Genomic DNA, 20600 nt, shown 5'->3' on the forward strand with positions numbered 1-20600 from the left:
TGTCGGCACCGACCGTTAACCTGAGCGCGGGAGGATCGCCGAGGTCTCTGCGCGACAGTCGCGCCCCTCACCCGCCCGCACGAAGAGAAGGTGCTCCATGCGCGAAGTTTTCCACCAGTCCCTCGAGGACGTGCAGACCCGTCTCGTCGAGATCTCCGAACTCGTCACCGTCGCCATCGAGAAGGCCACCCGGGCCTTCGCCACGAGCGACGTCGCCCTCGCCGAGGACGTCATCGACAACGACCAGGTCATCGATGACAAGGCCATCGAGCTCGACGAGCTCGCCATCGAGATCCTCGCGCGCCAGCAGCCCGTCGCGCGCGACCTGCGCATCGTCGTCGCGGCGCTGCGCGTGAGCGCCTCGCTCGAGCGCATGGGCGACATCGCCGAGCACATCGCCCAGCTGACGCGGATGCGCTTCCCCGAGCGCGCCGTCCCGAAGGGCCTGAAGAACACGTTCACGAAGATGGGCGAGATCGACACCGAGGTCGCCCGCACCCTGGCCGACCTGCTGCGCACCGAGGACCTGTCGCTCGTGAGCCGCCTGCACGAGCTCGACGACCAGCTCGACGCACTGCACCTCGCGGTGTTCGAGAAGGTCCTGAGCGACAACTGGCAGGGCGAGGCATCCGCCACCGTCGACGCCACGCTGGCCTCCCGCTACCACGAGCGCTTCGGCGACCACGCGTTGTCGGTCGCCAAGAAGGTGTCGTACCTCGCGACCGGAACCTGGGCCGCCGACACCGAGGGCGTCGACCTCGAAGTCTGAGCCGCCGCAACCACGAAGAGCGGATGCCGGGAGGCATCCGCTCTTCGTGTTCCCGGTGTGAGGCGGGTTACTTCTTGCCCTGCGAGGCGACCGCGGCGGCGCCGGCAGCGGCGGCGTCGGGGTCGAGGTACTCGCCCGGGCCGATCGGGACGAGGTTCTCGTCGAGGCGGTACACGAGCGGGATGCCGGTGGGGATGTTCAGCTCGGCGATGTCGTCGTCGCTGATGCCGTCGAGGTGCTTCACGAGCGCGCGCAGCGAGTTGCCGTGGGCGGTCACCATGACGGTCTTCCCCGTCTTCAGGTCGGGGACGATCTCGCTCTCCCAGTAGGGCAGCAGGCGGTCGATGACGATCTTCAGCGACTCGGTGCGGGGCACCTCGCCGTCGATGCCCTCGTAACGCACGTCGCCGACCTGCGTGTACGGGTCGTCGTCGGAGATGTCCGGCGGCGGGACGTCGAACGAGCGACGCCAGAGCATGAACTGCTCCTCGCCGAACTCCTCGAGGGTCTGCGCCTTGTCCTTGCCCTGCAGGGCGCCGTAGTGGCGCTCGTTGAGGCGCCACGACCGCTTGACCGGCACCCACAGGCGGTCGGCCGCGTCGAGGGCGATGTTCGCGGTCTGGATGGCGCGGGACAGGAGCGAGGTGTGCAGGATGTCGGGCAGCAGACCCGACTCCTTGATCAGCTCGCCGCCGCGCTGGGCCTCGGCCTTGCCCTGATCGGTGAGACGGACGTCCACCCACCCGGTGAACTGGTTCGACTTGTTCCACTCGCTCTGGCCGTGCCGGAGGAGGATCAAGGTGTAGGGGGCTGTCATGCCCGCAATCCTACCGGCGCGGCGGGTGCGATCATGGGGGCATGACGCGCTCCGATCCTGTCGTCGGACAGGTGACCCGGGGGACGACGAACACCAACCGCCTGCGCCGCGTCGACCGCTGGATCGCGCGGCATCCGGTGCTGCGCCGGACCGCCGATCCGCTCGTGGTGGATCTCGGGTACGGCGCGAGCGGGGTGACCGCGTTCGAGCTCGAAGCCCGGCTGCGGCGAGCGCGCCCGGACGTCGAGGTGCTGGGGCTGGAGATCGAGCCGGCCCGCGTGGAGCGCGCCCGCGCGCAGCTCGCGCTGATCCGTGCGGGGGCGGGGGTGTTCGCCGCGGATGCGCGCGTGTCGTTCGCGCGCGGCGGGTTCGAGGTGCCGGTGCCGGACGGGCGCCGCCCGGCGGTGATCCGCGCGTTCAACGTCCTGCGTCAGTACGACGAGGCCGACGTGCCCGCGGCGTGGGAACGGATGGCGTCGCGCCTGCGCCCGGACGGCATGCTCGTCGAGGGCACGTGCGATGAGCTCGGCCGGATCTCGACCTGGATCGAGATCGGACCGGATGCCGCGCCCCGCACGCTCACGATCTCGTTGCGGCTCGCAGGGCTCGACTCCCCCGCCGTCGCCGCCGAGCGGCTGCCGAAGGCGCTCATCCACCGCAACATCCCGGGCGAGCGGGTGCACGAGGTCCTCGACGCCCTCGACCGGGAGTGGACGCGGGCGGTCGCCGCGTCGTCGTTCGGCCCGGTCCAGCGGTGGCGCGCCGCCCTCGACGCGCTCGTCGCGGCGGGGTGGCCGATCGGCGGGCGGAGCCGGTGGCGACTGGGCGAGTTCACGGTGCCGTGGGAGGCCGTCGCGCCCCGATGAGCGGGGCGCGTCACACCCGCGGGAGCAGCGCGCGGGCTTCGTCGGGGCGCAGGCCCGTCGCGCACAGCAGGTCGGTCGCGAGCGGCCGCAGCGCCGTGATGAGGGTCTGGTCGCCGAGCGATCCGTCGGGGACGAGGGCGATCGGGTCGAGGCGGGCCGCCACCGCGGTGAGTACCTCGCGCGCCGCCGGCTCGTGCGAGATGTCGGTCAGCGACGAGGCGACGAGGTTCGCGCCGCGCACGAGCTCGAGGAGCAGATCGGCGGCGACGTCGCGCTCGCGACCGTCGTCGCTCAGGTAGACGGCGCGCCGGGCGACGACGCGCAGGTTGCGCACCGCGAGGTCCATGGCCTGCCGCATCCGCTCGAAACGATCGAGCTCGAAGCGCTGGCGGCGGAGGAACGGCGAGATGCGGGCGATCGCCGCGCCCGACTCGACCGAGACCCGCCAGTCGTCGACGCGGCCCTGCAGCTCGCGCGCCTTCTCGAGCCCGCGCTCGGCGCGTACGCGGCTGCCACGACGCAGGCCCTGCGCGACGGTGCCGGCGGCGCCCTCGAAGGCAGCGAACAGGCGCGTCGCGTCGGCGAGGGCGGTGCGGAGCGGGCTGCGCGGGATGAGGGCGGTGACGAGCAGCGCCATCGCGCCGCCGATGAGGGCGTCGAGCAGTCGCAGGAACGGGGTCTGCGAGGGGACGACGACCACGATGATCGACTGGATCGCCGCGGCGATCGCGAAGCCCGCCTGCGGCGAGACGAACCGCGCGATCGACAGGCTCACCCCGAGGGTGAGGGCGAGCTGCCACCACCCGCTGCCGGCCGCGAAGACGACCAGCTCGGCGACGAAGACGCCCAGCACCATGCCGATGACGGTCTCGAGCACCCGCCACGGTCGGGCGTCGCGAACGAGACCGAGGCTCGAGATGGTGACGGTCGCCGCGATCAGCGGAGCCGGGTGCCCCAGTCCGTAGTGCGCGATCGAGAACGCGGCGCTCGCAGCGACGACGAGCTGCACGATCGCGACGGCGGACCCGCGCAGTCGCGCCCAACCCTCGCGCGGATACCTCCGGGCAGTGGGCACCGGAACCGTGGTGGTCGGTTCGGGCGCCATCGTCAGCGGCGCTGCGACAGACGCGGCAGACGCGGGACGGATGCCGCACGCCCGGCATCCGGCGGAACGACGACCTCCTGCGCCGCGGCGATCTCGCCCTCCGCGACGGCCACGGTCAGCGCCGCGTCGACGGGGACGGACCGTTTCACGATCGCGAGGGCGATGGGGCCCTCCTCGTGGTGGCGGGCGACGGAGGTGATCGCTCCGACCTCGGCGCCGTCGAGGCGGACCGGTGCGCCCGGGTCGGGCAGCTCGGCATCCGATCCGTCGAGCTGCAGCGCGACGAGGCGACGCGGCGGGTGCCCGAGGTTGTGCACCTTGGCGACGGTCTCCTGCCCGCGGTAGCAGCCCTTGTCGAGGTGGACGGCCGTGCGCAGCCAGTCGACCTCGTGCGGGAGGGTCCGGCCGTCGGCCTCCGCGGCGGCGCGGGGACGCCAGGCGGCGACGCGCAGCGCGTCGACGGCGAGGTGACCGGCCAGGCGGACGTCGCCGCGGACGGCGGCGGCGGCGAGCTCGTCGAGGGTGGCCCGCGGCACGATCGCCTCGGCCCAGTCGCGCTCGGCACCGGGGTGCGGTTCGACCGGGGAGTATCCCCACCCACCGGGGCTCACGCGGGGCCACGGGTCGCGCCACACGACGGCGGCGCCCAGGGCGTCGACAGCGGCGGCGGTCCCGCCGACGACGGCGTGGTCGGCGGCGTCCTGCGGGTCGACGCGCAGGCGGAATCGCATCCGCGTCAGCCAGGTCAGCAGCGCGTCGGCGCGGTCGCGGTCGACGATGAGCCAGGTGCGCTCCCCGTCGTCCACGACGGATGCCGCGTGCTCGACGTGCCCCTGCGGGTCGAGGACGAGCAACTCGGTGCCGACTCCGGGCGCGAGGGTCGTCAATGCCTGCGAGGTGATGGAGTCGAGCCACGAGAGCCGGTCCTCGCCGGAGACGGTGAGGACGGCGCGGTCCGCAAGGGGCGCGACCGCGGCCCCGCTCGCGAGGTCGCGCTGCTCCCTCACCGGGTTGCCGAGGTGGGCGAGCCCGCGGTCATCGAGGACAGCACCGGGCACGGCCGCGAAGGCGTCGGCGGTCATTGGACCCTCGCGAGTCGAGCGGAGGCGTGGGACGACAGGTCCGAGCCGAGCGCGGCGATGTCCCACGCCCACAGCAGGTGCCCGTCGACGAGCCCGTACATCCGGGTCGCGGCGCCGTACTCCTTGGCGCCCGCGGGGCGGACGATCGCGTCGGTGGCGATGTCGATGCGCGGACCGCGCACCTGGCCGAGGTAGAGCTCGCTGATGCCGTCGGAGTGCACGAGCGCGACCTCGATCTCGAAGCCGTCCTCCGCCGTGCGGAGAGCCTCGACGTCGTGCACGGTACGCGCGTCGACGCGAGGTGCGAGGGCCGGCAGCAGCGCGGGCCCGGGATCCTGCTCGGTCGCGGGGCGGGACAGCCGCCAGTACCCGGTCTCGGCGACGAGGTCGCGGCGGCGGCCCTCGGCATCCTCGAACCAGGCGGTCGCCGCGTAGTTCAGGGCGTCGCCACCGTCATGGCTGAAGCTCACGCGGTGGGAGAACTCGCCCGACATCGTGCGACCCTGCGCGTCGTACTCGAGGACGCCGGTGCCCTCCCACACGCCGAGGAGCCAGGAGAGCGGGACCAGATCAGCCGGAAGGTCGGTCGGCAGATCGATCACGATGTCAGCGCTGACCGCGGTAGAGGTTCCAGACGACGACGCCGGACACGAACGCGATCGCGAGCGATGCGAGGCCGAGCAGCCCGACGAAGAAGAGTTCGAGTGCGACGAGATCCATGCCGTCCACTTTAGCGGCCGGGAGCGGGCTCCCGGTCGGCGGATGCCGGTGGATCAGCTCGCGAAGAGTTCGGCGAGCGCGAAGCCGGCGCCGATGAGTCCCATCACCAGCATCGCGCCGAGGACGCTCGCCGAGATGCGCATGATGAACCCCTGCGACCGCCCCGACGCCAGCTGCACCGCGAAGGCGAGGAAGAAGCAGAATCCGAGGCCGACCAGGAGCCACGCGCCGCGCCAGTCGGGCTCAACGAACACGCCGACGGCGAGGGCGACGAGAGCGGCGGCCACCCAGACCGCGATCACTCCGGCGGCCCGTCGACGAGGGAGGATCTCGGGCGCGGTCATGGTCCCTATTGTGACGCACCGGCGCGGGGCCCGCACGGCGGCGAGCCCGCGTCGCGGCGGCCGCGGGGCGAGCCCCTAAGATGAGACCGGTTCCGAGTCCGCACCGGAGGGTCCCCCTTGGCACAGTTGCTCGTCCTGAGCTCCGCCGCCGGCGGCGACTCCGTCCTGCCCTCTCTCGAACTGCTGAGCCACCGGGTCCGCCAGATCCCCGCCGAGGCGGCGCAGCTGGTGAACGCCCCCAATGCGGACATCGTGTTCGTCGACGCCCGTAAGGACCTCGTCGCCGCGAAGTCGCTCTGCAAGATCCTGACGACGACGGGTCTCGACGCGCCGCTTCTGCTGGTCGTCACCGAGGGCGGACTCACCGCGGTCTCCCCCGACTGGGGCATCGACGACGTCGTCCTCGTCGGCGCAGGCCCCGCCGAGGTCGATGCCCGCATCCGCCTCGCCATCGGACGCGTGTCGAAGGAGCAGGTCTCCACCCGCATCCAGACCTCCGGCATCACGATCGACGAATCCTCCTACTCGGCGAAGGTGCACGGTCGCCCGCTCGACCTCACCTACAAGGAGTTCCAGCTGCTTCACTTCTTCGCGACGCACCCCTCGCGGGTGTTCACCCGCGAACAGCTGTTGAGCGAGGTGTGGGGTTACGACTACTTCGGCGGCACCCGCACGGTCGACGTTCACGTGCGCCGGCTGCGCGCGAAGCTCGGGGACCTCGAGCAACTCATCGGCACCGTGCGAAACGTCGGCTACCGCTTCAACGTCTACGAGGACGAGCAGCTGCCGGGCGCCTCCGCCTGAGTCGGATGCCGCGGCATCCGTCGCCATGTTCACGCACACGTCACCGTCCCCTGCAATGATGTGGGGATGATCGACACCCAGGTTCACGACTCCGGACTGGGCGACGCGGACGACGACGACTTCGACGACGTCGTCGAAGCGTACGACTCGCAGCTGCCCGACAACCGCTACCTCGACCGCGAGCTCAGCTGGCTCGCATTCAATCAGCGCGTGCTGGAGCTCGCGGAGGATCCGAACCTGCCGACGCTGGAGCGAGCGAACTTCCTCGCGATCTTCGCCAGCAACCTCGACGAGTTCTTCATGGTGCGGGTCGCCGGCCTCAAGCGCCGCATCCTCACCGGCCTCGCCGTGCCGACCAACGTCGGCCGCGCTCCCCTCGATGTGCTGACCGACCTCGCAACAGCGGCGCACGCACTGCAGGAGCGTCACGCGGCGGTGTGGTCCGAGCAGGTCCGCCCGGCCCTCGCCGACGCGGGCATCGAGGTCGTCTCCTGGGCCGAGCTGTCGGACCCCGAGCGGAGCACGCTCTACGACTACTTCTCGGCGCAGGTCTTCCCGGTACTCATGCCGCTCGCCGTGGACCCCGCCCACCCGTTCCCCTACATCTCGGGCCTCTCGCTGAACCTCGCCGTGCGCATCCGCAACGCGCGCACCGGCCGTCAGGAGTTCGCCCGTCTCAAGGTGCCGCCCATGCTCCCCCGCCTCATCGAGGTGGCGAAGAACGGCTCCACCGTGCGGTACCTGCCGATCGAGGAACTGATCTCCGAGAACCTCGACGACCTGTTCCCGGGCATGGAGATCCTCGAGCACCACACGTTCCGCCTCACGCGCAACGAGGACGTCGTGATCGAGGAGGACGAGACCGAGAACCTCATCCAGGCGCTCGAAGCCGAGCTGCTGCGCCGCCGCTTCGGTCCGCCGATCCGCCTCGAGATCACCGAGGACATGGACGAGGTCACGCTCTCGCTACTGCTCGACGAGCTCGACATCACCGAGAACGACGTCTACCGCCTGCCCGCCCCCCTCGACCTGCGGGGACTCTTCTCCCTGTCGCAGATCGAGCGGCCCGATCTGCGCTACCCGGCGCACGTGCCGAAGACCTCGACGCCGTTCCAGCCGGCCGAGCAGAACGGCCGCGCCGACATCTTCGCGGCGATCCGCAAGGAGGACGTCCTCGTCCACCACCCGTACGAGTCGTTCACGACGAGCGTCGTGTCGTTCCTGCAGCAGGCCGCGCGCGACCCGCACGTGCTCGCGATCAAGCAGACGCTGTACCGCACCTCAGGCGACAGTCCGATCGTCGAGGCGCTCATCGACGCGGCCGAGAACGGCAAGCAGGTCCTCGCGCTCGTCGAGGTGAAGGCCCGCTTCGACGAGGCGGCCAACATCGTGTGGGCGCGCAAGCTCGAGAAGGCCGGCGTGCACGTCGTCTACGGCCTCGTGGGCCTGAAGACCCACTGCAAGCTCCTTCACGTGATCCGCGAGGAGGACGGCGTCCTCCGCAGCTACAGCCACATCGGGACGGGCAACTACAACCCGAAGACGAGCCGCATCTACGAGGACTACGGCCTGTTCACCGCGAACGAGCAGGTTGGTCGCGACTTGACCCGCCTCTTCAACGAACTGAGCGGCTACGCGATCGAGAAGAAGTTCAAGAGGCTTCTCGTGGCCCCGCTCCACCTGCGCAAGGGCCTCCTCCGCCACATCGACGGCGAGCGCCGCAACGCGCTGGCCGGCAAGCCCGCCCACGTGCGCATCAAGGTCAACTCGATGGTCGACGAGCAGATCATCGACGCCCTCTACCGCGCCAGCCAGGCCGGGGTGAAGGTCGACGTCTGGGTGCGCGGCATCTGCTCGCTGCGCTCGGACCTGCCGGGGGTCAGCGACAACATCACGGTGCGCTCGATCCTGGGGCGCTACCTCGAGCACTCCCGCATCTTCACGTTCCACAACAACGGCGACCCGCAGGTCTTCATCGGCAGTGCCGACATGATGCACCGCAACCTCGACCGCCGCGTCGAGGCGCTCGTGCGGGTGACCGAGCCCGCGCACGTGAACGAGTTGATCTCGCTGTTCGAGCTGGCGATGTCCGACACCACGAGCTCGTGGCACCTCGGCGCCGAGGGCGAGTGGACGCGGCACCATCTGGATGCCGAGGGCAACCCGCTCGTCGATCTGCAGGAGAAGACGATGTCGCAGGTGCTCCGCCGGCGGCGTGCGCGGGCGGTGCGATGACGGAGACCGCGGTCTACGCCGCGGGCGGCGTCGTCTGGCGGATGGTGGACGGCAAGCTGCTCGTCCTGGCGATCCACCGCACGAAGTACCGCGACATCACCCTGCCCAAGGGCAAGGTCGATCCCGGTGAGACCCTCGCCGAGACGGCCGTGCGCGAGATCTTCGAGGAGACCGGCATCCGTGTCCACCTCGGGGTGCCCGTCGGGATCTCGAAGTACCGCCTGCCGAGCAAGCGGACGAAGATCGTCCACTACTGGAGCACCGAGGCGACCGAGGAGGCGATCCGCGGGTCGTCCTTCGTGCCGAACCGCGAGATCGCCGCGATCGAATGGCTCACGCCGAAGAAGGCGCTCGAACGGCTGAGCTATCCGGTGGACGTCGAGATCCTCGAGAACTTCCTACGCCTCGTCGACGACGGCGTGCTCGCGACCTTCCCCGTCGTCGTGCTGCGCCACGGCAAGGCGACTCCCCGCGAGGACTGGAAGGGGAAGGATGCCGCCCGCCCCCTCACCGACCGCGGCAAGCGCCAGGCGAAGGCGGCCGTCGGGCCGTTGCGGGCGTTCGGCATCCGTCGGGTCGTCTCGAGCGACGCGGTCCGCTGCGTCGACACCGTGGCACCGCTCGCGAAGGCGCTGGGCCGCGACATCCGTCGGACCGAGCTGATCTCGCAGGATGCCTGGGAGGAAGGGCGCGCGGATGTGCGCGCCGTCGTCGGCAAACGCGTGAGGTCGCGGAAGGCCGCTGTGCTGTGCTCGCACCGACCGGTGATCCCCACGATCATGAGCGAGCTGGCGCTGGCGACCGGAAGCCTGAAGGGCTCGTACATCGAGAGCGCCGCCGACCTCGAGGTCGGCGGGTTCTCCGTCGCGCACCTGTCGGCGACAAACCCCGGCTCGGGCATCGTGGCGATCGAGACGCATCCCCCGAAGGTGTGAATCGGCTGAGCGAGAGGCGTTCGGACCCGACCCGTTCACCTGTCGTTCACTTGCGGAGCGGAACCTGGTCACCGGCGACTCTTAGCGTCGAGCCAGCCCCGCACCGGGGTGTCCCGATCACCAAAGGAATTCACACGTGAAGCTCAACCGCATCGCCCGCGTGGGCGCTGTCGCCGCCGTCGCCGTCCTCTCCCTGTCGGCCTGCGCCGCCAACGAGGGCACCCCTGCTGGCAGCGGCCAGCCCTCCGACGGCGGCAGCTCGCTGTCGGGCACCGTCAAGGCAACCGGCGCCTCCTCGCAGGGCGCCGCCCAGCAGGCGTGGACCGCGGCCTTCCAGATCGCCAACCCGGACGTCACGGTCAACTACCAGCCGACCGGCTCGGGCACCGGCCGCGACAACTTCATCGCCGGCTCCAGCAACTTCATCGGCTCGGACCGCGCCTACAAGGCCGACGAGATCGCCGCCGGGAAGTTCGACGCCTGCGCGACGCCCGACATCGTCGAGGTCCCCGCCTACATCTCGCCCGTGGCCGTCGTCTTCAACCTCGAGGGCATCACCGAGCTGAACCTCACGCCCGAGGTCATCGGCGAGATCTTCAACGAGAAGATCGAGAAGTGGAACGACCCGAAGATCGCGGAGATCAACGAGGGCGTCGAGCTGCCCGACCTGGCGATCACGCCGGTCTTCCGCGGCGACGAGTCGGGCACGACCGGCACCTTCACCGCCTACCTCGCCTCCGTCGCGCCCGACGCGTGGCCGTACGAGGACGACGACGCCTGGCCCGTCAAGACCACGCGCTCCGAGGCTGCCCAGCAGACCTCCGGCGTCGAGGCCGCCGTCAAGGCCGGCAACGGCACCATCGGCTACATCGACGCCTCGCGCGTCGGTGACCTGGGCTCGGCCGCCGTCAAGGTCGGCGACGAGTTCGTGCCGTTCTCCTCCGAGGCCGCCGCGGAGCTCGTCGCGTCGTCGCCGCTCGAGGAGGGCCGTGCCGACGGTGACCTCGTCTACGACGTCGACCCCGCCAAGGCTCCCGCCGGCTCGTACCCGATCGCCCTCGTGAGCTACCTCATCGGCTGCCAGCAGTACGAGGATGCCGACACCGCCGCCATCGTGAAGGCGTACTTCTCGTACATCGTCAGCGAAGAGGGCCAGAAGGTCGCCAACGAGGCCGCCGGCTCCGCGCCGCTGTCGACCGAGGTCGCCGAGGAGGCCCAGGCCGCCATCGACCTGATCGGCGCCAAGCAGTAACACCCCTGCTGCGGGTGGCCCTCCACGGAGGGTCACCCGCAGCCCCACGTCCGCCCGCTTCCGACCCGAGGACTGCGATGCCCCCCACCTCCGACCTGGCCACCAACCAGGCGCCCACGAGACGACCGATGCGTCGCCGCGGCGACCTCGTCTTCTCCAGCACCGCGCTCGGCGCGGGCATCATCATCCTCATCGTGCTCGCCGCGGTGACGCTGTTCCTCATCGTCGAGAGCGTCCCCGCGTTCACCGCGAACCCCGACGAGACGCAGTTCCTGAACGGCGAGCCGTTCTGGCAGTACGTCTGGCCCTTCGTCTTCGGCACACTCTGGGCGTCGATCATCGCCCTGGTCGTGGCGAGTCCGCTCGCCATCGGCATCGCGCTCTTCATCTCGCACTACGCCCCGCGCCGGCTCGCCTCCGCCCTCGGCTACATCATCGACCTGCTCGCCGCGATCCCCTCGGTCGTCTACGGCCTGTGGGGCGCCCTCGTCTTCTCGCAGATCCTGCAGCCCTTCTACGTGTGGCTGAACGAAAACCTCGGCTGGATCCCCTTCTTCGCCGGTGCCGTCTCCCCCACCGGGCGCACGATCCTCACGGCATCCCTCGTCCTCGCGGTGATGATCCTGCCGATCATGACTGCGATCACGCGCGAGGTCTTCCTGCAGACGCCCGTCCTCCACGAAGAGGCGGCGCTGGCACTCGGCGCGACGCGCTGGGAGATGATCCGCATGGCCGTGTTCCCCTTCGCCCGGGGCGGCATGGTCTCGGGTGCGATGCTCGGGCTGGGTCGCGCCCTCGGCGAGACGATGGCCGTCACGATGGTGCTCTCGGCCACGGGTGCGGTCACCTTCCAGGTGCTCAACTCGAACAACCCGACGCCGATCCCGGCGAACATCGCCCTCAACTTCGGTGAGGCGTACGGGGACGGCGTCAACGTCCTCATCGCGACCGGCCTCATCCTCTTCCTCGTGACCTTCGCCGTCAACGCGCTCGCGCGGTGGATCGTGAACCGTCGCGCCGAGTTCTCTGGAGCGAACTGATGACGACGACCCTCACCCGCTCCGCGGCCCGGACGCCCGTCGGCAACTCGCTCACCGCGGGTCAGCTGCCGAAGTGGATGCCGTGGGTGCTGCTGGCCGGTGCCCTCGCCCTCTCGAGCATCGTGTTCGCCATCATGAACGGCGGCGGTGACGTCGCGGACTTCAACATCGCCGCGGCGGTCTTCGTCGGGGTGGTGCTGTTCGCGATCGTCCTCGTCATCCTCTCGAACGTCGTCGAGACCCGGCGCCGCGCCGCCGACCGACTGGCGACCGTGCTGGTGTCGATCGCCTTCACGATCGCGCTGCTGCCGCTGATCTCGCTGCTGTTCACGGTCGTCGTCAACGGCATCGCACGATTCGACCCGATGTTCTTCTCGTACTCGATGCGGAACATCGTCGGCGAGGGCGGTGGAGCGATCCACGCCATCTACGGCACGCTCATCGTCACCGGGTGGGCGACGCTCATCTCCGTGCCGATCGGCCTCATGACGTCGATCTATCTCGTCGAGTACGGACGCGGCCGTCTCGCAAAGGCGATCACGTTCTTCGTCGACGTCATGACCGGCATCCCCTCGATCGTGGCGGGTCTGTTCATCGTCGCCGTCTGCGCGCTCATCTACGGACCGGGTCTCAACACCGGCTTCATGGGTTCGCTCGCGCTCAGCGTGCTGATGATCCCCGTCGTCGTGCGGTCGAGCGAGGAGATGCTGCGGCTCGTGCCGAACGAGCTGCGCGAGGCGAGCTACGCGCTCGGTGTGCCGAAGTGGCTGACGATCGTCAAGGTCGTGCTCCCGACATCCGTCGCGGGCATCACGACGGGCATCATGCTGTCGATCTCCCGCGTCATCGGCGAGACCGCGCCGCTGCTGCTGACGGCCGGCTTCACCCAGTCGCTCAACGTGAACGCGTTCGACAACCCGATGATGACGCTGCCGGTGTTCGTCTACGACCAGTTCCAGAACCCCGGCACGAACATCCCCGCCGCCCTCGAGCGGGCCTGGGCCGGCGCGCTCACCCTCATCATCATCGTCATGGCGCTGAACCTCATCGCACGCTTCGTCGCGAAGAAGTTCGCCCCCAAGTTCGGCCGCTGACTCGCGGCATCCGACAGAAAGCACCCCGAAGTGTCCAAGAGCATCGAAGTCAACGACCTCAACGTCTACTACAGCGACTTCCTCGCCGTGGAGGGCGTGTCCCTCGACATCGAGCCCCGCAGCGTGACGGCCTTCATCGGCCCGTCCGGATGCGGCAAGTCCACCTTCCTGCGCACGCTCAACCGCATGCACGAGGTCATCCCCGGCGCGCGCGTCGAGGGCGAAGTCCTGCTCGACGGCGAGGACCTCTACGGCCCTGGTGTCGACCCGGTGCTGGTGCGCCGGCAGATCGGCATGGTCTTCCAGCGCCCGAACCCGTTCCCCACGATGTCGATCCGCGACAACGTGCTGGCCGGTGTGAAGCTCAACAACTCGCGCATCTCGAAGTCCGACGCCGACGCGCTCGTCGAGAAGTCGCTGCGCGGCGCGAACCTCTGGAACGAGGTCAAGGACCGCCTCGAGAAGCCCGGATCGGGTCTGTCGGGTGGTCAGCAGCAGCGCCTCTGCATCGCGCGCGCGATCGCCGTCTCGCCCGACGTGCTGCTGATGGACGAGCCGTGCTCGGCCCTCGACCCGATCTCGACGTTCGCGATCGAGGAGCTCATCCAGGAGCTCAAGAGCGAGTACACGATCGTGATTGTGACGCACAACATGCAGCAGGCCTCGCGCGTCTCGGACAAGACCGCGTTCTTCAACATCGCCGGCACCGGCAAGCCCGGCAAGCTCATCGAGTACGACGAGACCGGCACGATCTTCACCAAGCCGTCCGTCCAGGCCACCGAGGACTACGTCTCGGGTCGCTTCGGGTGAGTCTTTCTCCCTGAGGCCACGCGCCGGCACGGATTCGGGTTCCGTGCCGGCGCGTTTTCTTTGTGCGCGCGTGCGTCGCGTGCGTGGGTCGGGTTGGCGTGCGCGGATGCAATGGATGCCGGGCGACACGCGGCATCCCTCGGGTCCGGAACGGCGTGTCGGGGCGGATCTGTTGCATCGGTGAACGGGCGGGGCGGTCGCGTACGGGTGCGCTCGCGTGCGGGCGCGCTCGCGCGCGGGTGTGGTCGCGTGCGGGGGCGTTCGCGGATGCAATGGATGCCGGGCGACACGCGGCATCCAATCGGTCTGCCACGGGGTGTGGCGGCGGATCTGTTGCATCGGTGAACGGTGGGTGCGCTCGCGTGCGGGCGCGCTCGCGTGCGGGCGCGCTCGCGCGCGGGTGTGGTCGCGTGCCGGGGCGTTCGCGGATGCAAGGGATGCCGGGCGACACGCGGCATCCAATCGGTCTGCCACGGGGTGTCGGGGCGGATCTGTTGCATCCGCGAACGGCCTTCCTCCCCAGAGGGTGGGATGCGGCGGCTTTCCCTCGGTTCGGGGTGCGAGTCCGTGCGGGGTGACGGCGGCGGCGAGGATCGCGGGATGTGCGAGCTGCGGCATCCGATCCTCCGTCTTCGTCAGTTGCTCGACGCGGGGTGGTCGATGCGTCGGGTGCAGCGTGCGCTGCGGACGGATGAGCTGCGCCGGGTCCGCGTCGGCGTCTTCGTTCCGCCGGACGCGTGCGCCGACGCCGTCGCGATCGCCCTTCACGGCGGGTCGATGGCGTGCGTGACCGCGGCGCGGCATCGCGGACTGTGGGTGCTCGACGAGGACGATTCGCCGCACGTCTGGATGCGGCCGGGCGGCCGGTCGCACGACGCGGACTGCGACTGCGTCGAGCACTGGGACGCGCCGGGCGTCGGTGAATCGCGGCGGGAGCCGTCGCTCGCCCGGGTGCTGCGGCAGATCCTCCTGTGCCGTGGCGTCGAGGCGTTCTTCGTCGCGCTCGAGTCGGCCCGACGACAGCGGATGCTCGACGGCGACGACATGCGGTGGCTCGCGCAGAACCTGAACGCCGCCGGACGCGAGGCACTCGGACTGAGCCGGGACGACGCCGACAGCGGTCTCGAGTCGCTGCTGCGGTGGCGGCTGCGCGGGTTCGGGCTGACCGTGCGGACGCAGGTGCGCGTCGCAGGCGTCGGGGTCGTGGACGCCCTGATCGGCGACCGCGTGATCGTCGAGGTCGACGGGCGGGAGAACCACGACGGCGCGTCGCTGCGGCACAAGGACCTCGTGCGGGACGCGAACGCCGCCTTGTGGGGGTATGTCACGCTCCGGTTCGACTACGCGATGGTGCTGCACGACTGGGACCTCGTCGAGCGTGCGATCCTCGCGGCCCTCGCGCGGGCGTGACGCGTTCACGGATGCAATGGATGCGGGGCGACACGCGGCGTCCCGGGGCGGATCAGCGGCGTGTCGGGGCAGATCTGTTGCATCCGTGAACGGCAACCCGCCGCGGGGTCAGTCGCGGGGGCTGAGCAGGTAGCGGTTGAAGGATGCGGTGAGCTCGGCGTCCACGGCCAGCGGGCGACCGTCGACGGCGGTGATCGGAGCGGCGAGGCGCACGCTGGAGACGAGCCAGGCGGCATCCGCTTCGTGTAGGGCCGAGACGGGCAGCGTCTCGTAGGCGGTCTCGAATCCCTGCGCGGCGAGGTGCTCGAACAGGCTCAGCTGGGTCGTGCCGTGCAGGATGCCGCCGTTCGGCGCCGGGGTCACGAACGCGTCGCCGCGGCGGATGATCAGCGACGCGGTCGGCGCTTCGAGCACGAATCCGTCGGAGCTCACGAACACGGCGTCGTCGGCTCCGCGGCGCTTCGCCTCGCGGATCGCCGCCATGTTGACCGCGTACGACAGCGTCTTCGCGCCCAGCAGCAGCCACGGCGCCCGCCCGGGCAGATCGATGCTGTACCCGCGGTCGAGCACCGCCACCGCGATGCCCTCGGTGCGCGCCTTCGTGAAGTCCGCGGCCGGCGCCACCGTGACCCACGCGGTCGGCGTCGGTCCGTGCTCGACACCGCGGCTCAGGATCAGCTTGATGACCGCCTCGCCCTCCCCCGACGCGGCCTGCGCCCGCCGGATCGCCTCGCGCCACTGCCCCTGGTTCGGCGCCGGCAGCTCGCAGATCTCAGCGGAGTGCGCGAGTCGCTCGAGGTGCGGCTCGACCTCCTGCGCGTGCCCGTCGACGACGCCGATCGACTCGAAGATCCCGTCGCCGCGCTGCGTGCTCAGCTCGCCCACGGTGAGCGCGGGGGCCGACGGGTCCACCTCGGTGAACGTGTCGGCGAAGTCGGTGCGCGCATCGTCGGATGCCGCGGGGTCGATCATGAGAGCGAAGCGCCAAGCCATGCGACGAGCCTACGCGGCGGCATCCGTCGTCGGCGGTGTCGACGGATGCAACGGATCGTGCGCGACACGCCGCTGAAGGGCGACGGGATGCCGGGTGTCGCCCGGCATCCGTTGCATCCGTGAACGCGCACGACGCCCGCGGCGCGACACGCCCGGCCCGAACGAAATCCCCCGCGGGCTGGAATACCCGCGGAGCCCCTCCGTTACACTTTTCTAGCCGGGCCGCAGTAACCCCGGGCTCCATCTTCAGCCGCTGCGAGCGGCCACGCGCCGAGAGGCGTTCTGCGGCCCGGCACTTTCCTGCCCGCGAACGCGGCCCCCGACTCAGGTGAGGCCGTCGCGGCGCCACAGGGACGCGGCCGCCGTGAGGTCGCCGGCGTAGGTGTCGAGGCGCAGCGCGCGGATCGTGAACTGCGACGCCCGGCCGGGTTCGCTCGCGTCGTAGTCGTCGGCGAGGTCGGTCGCGCCGGCCGAGACGACGCGCGAGAACGCCGCCGCCCGCTCGAGGGCGAGAGCGAAGTCGCCTGCGAACACCCCGCGCATGATGAGGTCGATGAGCGAGACGAGCTCGTCGGGGCTCGCCGGAGCCGGCGCCCCCGCGATGACGACGTCCGCCGACGCGAGCCGCGTGCGTCCCCGCTCGTAGAGCAGCGCGGACGTCGCCGGGTCGTCGTGGATCATCAGCTGCAGCAGGTACAGCCGCCACAGCGCGCCCGGCAGCGACCGGGCGGGCGACTGCGCCCACAGCTCGGCGATGGTCGCGATGCCGTGCGCGTCCGTGAAGGTCACGAGCCGGTCGATGACCTCGTCGTGCGGCGCCTCGCGCACCCGCGAGAGCAGAGCGGATGCCGTGGCATGCGCCACGCGGCTGGCTTCGGCGGGATCGTCGGCGGCGAAGTTGCGATCGAACGAATCGGGGGAACGGCGGACCGGCTTGTGGAAGTCGCGGGACGCGTCAGACATCGCTCCAGGCTACCGCGCAGGGCGGGGACGAGACCCGAGAGGCTCAGGCCGTGGGAATCGTGATGATCGGGTCGGTCGTGGGCGAGCCGTCGGGCGATCCGCCCTTCTGCTCGACCGTGACCGCGACGATGTCGCCGGGCTGGAACTCGCCCGACAGCAGCGCCGTGACCTCGTCGGACGGGTCGAACACGCCGGCCGAGATGGGCTGATCGCCGCGGATGAACCACAGCTCGAAGGAGCGGTCCGAGGGGATCTCGGGTGCGTCATCCGTCGTCAGCACGACCTTGTCGAGCTCGTCCGACCAGTGCAGCACGGCCTCGCCGCCGTCGGTGAACTGACCAGTGACGGTCTGCGCGTCGGGCGCGGCCTCGATCTGCTCCAGGGCCTGCACCTCGAGGGGCGTGCGGGCCTGTTCGACGAGGGATCCGACGCCCCAGCCGATGCCGACGAGGAGTGCGGCGGATGCGACGAGCGCGAAGAGTCCGCGGGTCCAGTTGCGCCGCTGCACGGCCTGGATCGCTTCGGTCGGCGGTCCGGCGACGACGGGCTCGTCCGCCGGAGCGGACTCGGCCGCAGGCTCCGCGGCGACAGGCTCAGCGGCAGCAGCACGCGCCGGGGCCTGCGGCATCCCACTGATCTGCTCGAGCAACCGGGCCCGCAGATCGGCGGGAGGGGCTTCTTCGCCCGCGCCTTCGGCGAGGAATCCGGCGACCTGTGCGTCGGCGTCGACCTGGTCCTGCCACTCGGGGTGGGCGGCCAGTGCGTCCTGGTAGGCGCGCTCGTCCTCCGGCGACAGCGCGTCGAGCGCGTGCCCTGCGGAAAGTTCGGCGAAATCCTTCTCGTTCACAGTGTCACCCCCATCTCCTGTCGTAGGCGGTTCAGTCCGTCGCGCATCCGTGTCTTGATCGTTCCCAGCGGTGCTCCGAGGAGCGTCGCAATCTCACTTTGGCTGTATCCCCCGAAGTACGCGAGGGTCAGGGCCTCACGTTGCGGGTCGGGCAGAGACCGGAGTGCGCGGACGACGCGACGTCCTTCGATCTTCATCTCGACCTGTTCGGCGATGCCTTCTTCTTGTGTGTACGCGTCCCGGGCTCCGACACGCATATCCCGGTCCACGCTCGATTGTGACGAGCGCACCCGGTCGACGGCCCGACGATGGGCCATCGTCAGGATCCAGGTTCTTCCTTGCCCTTTGTTCGGAGCGAACGAGGAAGCGGATTGCCAGACCTCGAGGAAGACCTCTTGCAGCACCTCTTCGCTCTGCGACGGGTCGACGAGGACGCGTCGGATCAGTCCGAACACCCGTGAGGAGAGCATGTCGTAGAGCTCTGCGAAGGCCGCCTGGTCGCCGTCGGCGATGCGGACGAGGAGGTCGCCGGCGTGATCTGTCGCCTGCCCGTCGTCGGGAACTTCAACACCGTCGATAACCATCGCCTCTCAGCATGCCACCCCGGAGACGAGGAACTCGGATGCCGGGGCTTGAAACCCCGGCCACACGTGGGATCGAGAGCGTTTTGTGACCGTCGGCATCCGCCCGGATCGGATACGCGAAAAAGAATCTCGGGAAATGTGCAATCCGTTTGCCTAGTGGTTCCGAAGACCAGACATCGCCGCCGCAGAGGGCGGTCCCAACACATGGAGGACAACATGTTCAGCACGAAGAAGAAGATGACCGCAGCACTCTCTCTGACGCTGGTCGGTGCGTTCGCTCTCGCCGGCTGCTCGTCGAGCACCGCCCCCGAGGGTGGCACCAGCAGCGAGGGCATGGAGTCGCAGGAGCCGATGGAGTCGCCCTCGCCCGAGATGACCGAGGACACGATGGACCCCGCCGCCAACCTCGTCGGCCCGGGCTGCGCGGACTACGCCGAGGCCGTTCCGGACGGCGCCGGTTCGGTCGCCGGCATGGCGCAGGACCCGGTGGCCACTGCGGCATCCAACAACCCGCTGCTCAAGACCCTGGTGTCCGCTGTCAGCGGTGAACTGAACCCGGACGTCAACCTCGTCGACACGCTGAACGGTGACGAGTTCACCGTCTTCGCCCCGGTCGACGACGCCTTCGCCAAGATCCCCGCCGAGACCATCGAGGGTCTGAAGACGGACTCCGAGACGCTGACGTCGATCCTCACCTACCACGTGGTCCCCGGCCAGATCGCACCCGACGAGATCGCCGGCACGCACGCGACCGTTCAGGGCGCTGACCTCGAGGTCACCGGCTCGGGCGACGAGCTCATGGTCAACGACGCCATGGTGATCTGCGGTGGCGTTCAGACCGCCAACGCGACCGTTTACCTCATCGACACGGTGCTGATGCCCCCGATGTGATCACGGTCTTCTCGACCGGCGGCGTCGTCGAAGCTCTGCGGGCTCCGGCGGCGCCGCCTCCTTTTTCCCTCGTACGGGGGATGCCGCCGGTCGGCGCCTCTCGTAGCGTCGAGGTATGGCGAACAAGAACATCAACGGGATCTCGTTCGGCCTCTGGATCGCGTTCGGAATGCTCGGCGGGATGATGGTCGGACTGCTGTTCCTCGACAGCATCGGGCTCGGCGTCGGGTTCGGCCTGTCGTTCGGCATCATGCTCGGGGTCGTCTTCGGCAGTTCGAAGAGCACCGAGTGACGGATGCCGCGCCGCTCCCCCATTAGGCTGGGACGCTGAGGGCCTCTAGCTCAGTCGGTAGAGCATCGGACTTTTAATCCGCGGGTCGTGGGTTCGAGCCCCACGGGGCCCACCTCTATGGCAGCGTCGGAGTTTGGTCCCTGCGAGCCGCGCCACGCACCGAATCTGCTCGACTGGGTGATGCTCACGCCGACGGTCGCTTGGCCCGCGCGGCGGACCTTGCCCGTGCATCGCATCGGGCGGGCTATCTGAAAACACCGCGTCCGCGGGCGACGGGCGCGGGCGCGTGAAGCGGGACTGGCACGCATGACGACCGGCTACTGCGCGCTCGGGTGACTAGCGATCTCCTGGAGGATCGCCGATCTGGGAGGTGCTGGCTTCATCGCGCGGATAGTGCGTGATCGGGCTTCGCCCGAGTTGGATATCCGAGTATGCGTCGGATGCCGAAAGCTCGGAAGCAGCATGGCGCGGCCGCCGCCTCCGGCGGATGAACCCAATAGTGATGAGGATCGCGAGCAACACATACCCGATCAGCACGATCCACTGCGCCGCCGGCCAGTTGAACGCGACCGACGCCCACAGCAACAGGAAGCCGAACACGACAACCGCGATCACCGTGGTTCGGAGAATTGGGCGGCCCATGATGTGACCCCAATGGGGCGCCACGGACGGCGCCAGCCCGTCAAGCCGTTCGCTGAAGGATCGGGACGTGACTCTGTCCCCGCGCGTATCCCGGGGGTGTTGGCA

At 69.8% G+C, this 20600-nt stretch carries 22 protein-coding genes and 1 tRNA gene; 13 read left to right on the forward strand and 10 right to left on the reverse strand.

Annotated features, from left to right (window positions below):
- The first annotated feature begins 97 nt into the window (after positions 1 to 97).
- Positions 98 to 769 (forward strand): phosphate signaling complex protein PhoU, encoded by a 672-nt coding sequence (gene phoU / locus AB0P29_RS13690; RefSeq protein ID WP_064003130.1) that lies wholly within the window; start codon positions 98 to 100, stop codon positions 767 to 769.
- Between the two features lie 67 nt (positions 770 to 836).
- Here phoU and AB0P29_RS13695 read toward each other — a convergent pair whose 3' ends face one another.
- On the reverse strand, positions 837 to 1586 hold the full coding sequence (locus AB0P29_RS13695) for a phosphoglyceromutase (protein ID WP_217531424.1): 750 nt from the start codon (positions 1584 to 1586) through the stop codon (positions 837 to 839).
- A 41-nt stretch (positions 1587 to 1627) separates the two neighbouring features.
- Here AB0P29_RS13695 and AB0P29_RS13700 point away from each other — a divergent pair, with 41 nt between their 5' ends.
- Entirely contained in the window at positions 1628 to 2452 is an 825-nt protein-coding gene (locus AB0P29_RS13700; RefSeq protein WP_359921115.1) for a class I SAM-dependent methyltransferase, read from the forward strand.
- 10 nt (positions 2453 to 2462) lie between these two features.
- Here AB0P29_RS13700 and AB0P29_RS13705 read toward each other — a convergent pair whose 3' ends face one another.
- From AB0P29_RS13705 to AB0P29_RS13720, 4 genes are all read right to left on the reverse strand, one after another.
- The gene (locus AB0P29_RS13705; RefSeq protein WP_363380580.1) at positions 2463 to 3527 is read right to left on the reverse strand and encodes an FUSC family protein; all 1065 of its coding nucleotides are present in this window, start codon (positions 3525 to 3527) and stop codon (positions 2463 to 2465) included.
- 32 nt (positions 3528 to 3559) lie between these two features.
- Complete coding sequence (locus tag AB0P29_RS13710; protein ID WP_363380583.1) at positions 3560 to 4639, reverse strand: glycine cleavage T C-terminal barrel domain-containing protein; 1080 nt, start codon at positions 4637 to 4639, stop codon at positions 3560 to 3562.
- Positions 4636 to 5241 carry an FABP family protein gene (locus AB0P29_RS13715; protein ID WP_064003126.1) on the reverse strand — a complete coding sequence of 202 codons (606 nt, stop codon included), beginning with the start codon at positions 5239 to 5241 and terminating at the stop codon, positions 4636 to 4638. The genes AB0P29_RS13710 and AB0P29_RS13715 overlap by 4 nt, the downstream gene beginning before the upstream one ends.
- A gap of 171 nt (positions 5242 to 5412) precedes the next feature.
- Complete coding sequence (locus AB0P29_RS13720) at positions 5413 to 5703, reverse strand: hypothetical protein (RefSeq protein ID WP_064003125.1); 291 nt, start codon at positions 5701 to 5703, stop codon at positions 5413 to 5415.
- Between the two features lie 117 nt (positions 5704 to 5820).
- On the opposite strand from AB0P29_RS13720, the gene AB0P29_RS13725 reads away from it, so the two are divergent.
- The 8 genes from AB0P29_RS13725 to AB0P29_RS13760 all read left to right on the forward strand — a co-directional run bounded on the left by AB0P29_RS13725 (position 5821) and on the right by AB0P29_RS13760 (position 15283).
- Positions 5821 to 6507 carry a response regulator transcription factor gene (locus tag AB0P29_RS13725; RefSeq protein ID WP_253034263.1) on the forward strand — a complete coding sequence of 229 codons (687 nt, stop codon included), beginning with the start codon at positions 5821 to 5823 and terminating at the stop codon, positions 6505 to 6507.
- A gap of 66 nt (positions 6508 to 6573) precedes the next feature.
- Positions 6574 to 8742: an RNA degradosome polyphosphate kinase gene (locus AB0P29_RS13730; protein ID WP_253034262.1), complete on the forward strand. Its 2169-nt coding sequence runs from the start codon at positions 6574 to 6576 to the stop codon at positions 8740 to 8742.
- On the forward strand, positions 8739 to 9677 hold the full coding sequence (locus AB0P29_RS13735; protein WP_253034261.1) for an NUDIX domain-containing protein: 939 nt from the start codon (positions 8739 to 8741) through the stop codon (positions 9675 to 9677). Before AB0P29_RS13730 ends, AB0P29_RS13735 begins: the two co-directional genes overlap by 4 nt.
- A gap of 136 nt (positions 9678 to 9813) precedes the next feature.
- Complete coding sequence (locus AB0P29_RS13740) at positions 9814 to 10929, forward strand: phosphate ABC transporter substrate-binding protein PstS (RefSeq protein WP_363380588.1); 1116 nt, start codon at positions 9814 to 9816, stop codon at positions 10927 to 10929.
- A 77-nt stretch (positions 10930 to 11006) separates the two neighbouring features.
- A complete protein-coding gene (pstC, locus tag AB0P29_RS13745) occupies positions 11007 to 11969 on the forward strand; it encodes a phosphate ABC transporter permease subunit PstC (RefSeq protein ID WP_363380591.1) in 963 nt (320 codons plus the stop codon).
- Positions 11969 to 13063 (forward strand): phosphate ABC transporter permease PstA, encoded by a 1095-nt coding sequence (gene pstA, locus AB0P29_RS13750; RefSeq protein WP_253034258.1) that lies wholly within the window; start codon positions 11969 to 11971, stop codon positions 13061 to 13063. Before pstC ends, pstA begins: the two co-directional genes overlap by 1 nt.
- 30 nt (positions 13064 to 13093) lie before the next feature.
- Positions 13094 to 13873, forward strand: coding sequence for a phosphate ABC transporter ATP-binding protein PstB (gene pstB, locus AB0P29_RS13755; RefSeq protein WP_064003118.1), 780 nt, complete (start codon positions 13094 to 13096; stop codon positions 13871 to 13873).
- A 600-nt stretch (positions 13874 to 14473) separates the two neighbouring features.
- Positions 14474 to 15283 (forward strand): DUF559 domain-containing protein, encoded by an 810-nt coding sequence (locus tag AB0P29_RS13760; protein WP_363380595.1) that lies wholly within the window; start codon positions 14474 to 14476, stop codon positions 15281 to 15283.
- Between the two features lie 108 nt (positions 15284 to 15391).
- On the opposite strand, the gene AB0P29_RS13765 is transcribed toward AB0P29_RS13760, so the two are convergent.
- The 4 genes from AB0P29_RS13765 to sigK form a co-directional block, all read right to left on the reverse strand.
- Positions 15392 to 16276: an aminodeoxychorismate lyase gene (locus AB0P29_RS13765; RefSeq protein WP_253034256.1), complete on the reverse strand. Its 885-nt coding sequence runs from the start codon at positions 16274 to 16276 to the stop codon at positions 15392 to 15394.
- A gap of 324 nt (positions 16277 to 16600) precedes the next feature.
- Positions 16601 to 17239 (reverse strand): DNA-directed RNA polymerase subunit beta, encoded by a 639-nt coding sequence (locus AB0P29_RS13770; protein WP_363380599.1) that lies wholly within the window; start codon positions 17237 to 17239, stop codon positions 16601 to 16603.
- A gap of 43 nt (positions 17240 to 17282) precedes the next feature.
- Positions 17283 to 18086 carry an anti-sigma factor gene (locus AB0P29_RS13775; RefSeq protein WP_363380602.1) on the reverse strand — a complete coding sequence of 268 codons (804 nt, stop codon included), beginning with the start codon at positions 18084 to 18086 and terminating at the stop codon, positions 17283 to 17285.
- Positions 18083 to 18670, reverse strand: a complete 588-nt coding sequence (gene sigK, locus AB0P29_RS13780) for an ECF RNA polymerase sigma factor SigK (protein ID WP_363380605.1) — start codon at positions 18668 to 18670, stop codon at positions 18083 to 18085. Before sigK ends, AB0P29_RS13775 begins: the two co-directional genes overlap by 4 nt.
- Before the next feature lie 216 nt (positions 18671 to 18886).
- Between sigK and AB0P29_RS13785 the strand changes: the two genes are divergently transcribed.
- The 3 genes from AB0P29_RS13785 to AB0P29_RS13795 all read left to right on the forward strand — a co-directional run bounded on the left by AB0P29_RS13785 (position 18887) and on the right by AB0P29_RS13795 (position 19965).
- On the forward strand, positions 18887 to 19561 hold the full coding sequence (locus tag AB0P29_RS13785; RefSeq protein WP_363380608.1) for a fasciclin domain-containing protein: 675 nt from the start codon (positions 18887 to 18889) through the stop codon (positions 19559 to 19561).
- A gap of 115 nt (positions 19562 to 19676) precedes the next feature.
- Positions 19677 to 19853, forward strand: a complete 177-nt coding sequence (locus tag AB0P29_RS13790; protein WP_363380611.1) for a hypothetical protein — start codon at positions 19677 to 19679, stop codon at positions 19851 to 19853.
- A gap of 39 nt (positions 19854 to 19892) precedes the next feature.
- Positions 19893 to 19965, forward strand: a tRNA-Lys gene (locus AB0P29_RS13795).
- A gap of 224 nt (positions 19966 to 20189) precedes the next feature.
- Here AB0P29_RS13795 and AB0P29_RS13800 read toward each other — a convergent pair.
- A complete protein-coding gene (locus AB0P29_RS13800) occupies positions 20190 to 20495 on the reverse strand; it encodes a hypothetical protein (RefSeq protein WP_215487871.1) in 306 nt (101 codons plus the stop codon).
- Between the last annotated feature and the right edge of the window lie 105 nt (positions 20496 to 20600).

It is taken from the genome of Microbacterium sp. NPDC080220 (assembly GCF_040686395.1).
In the GTDB taxonomy this organism is placed as follows: Bacteria; Actinomycetota; Actinomycetes; order Actinomycetales; family Microbacteriaceae; genus Microbacterium; species Microbacterium gawkjiense.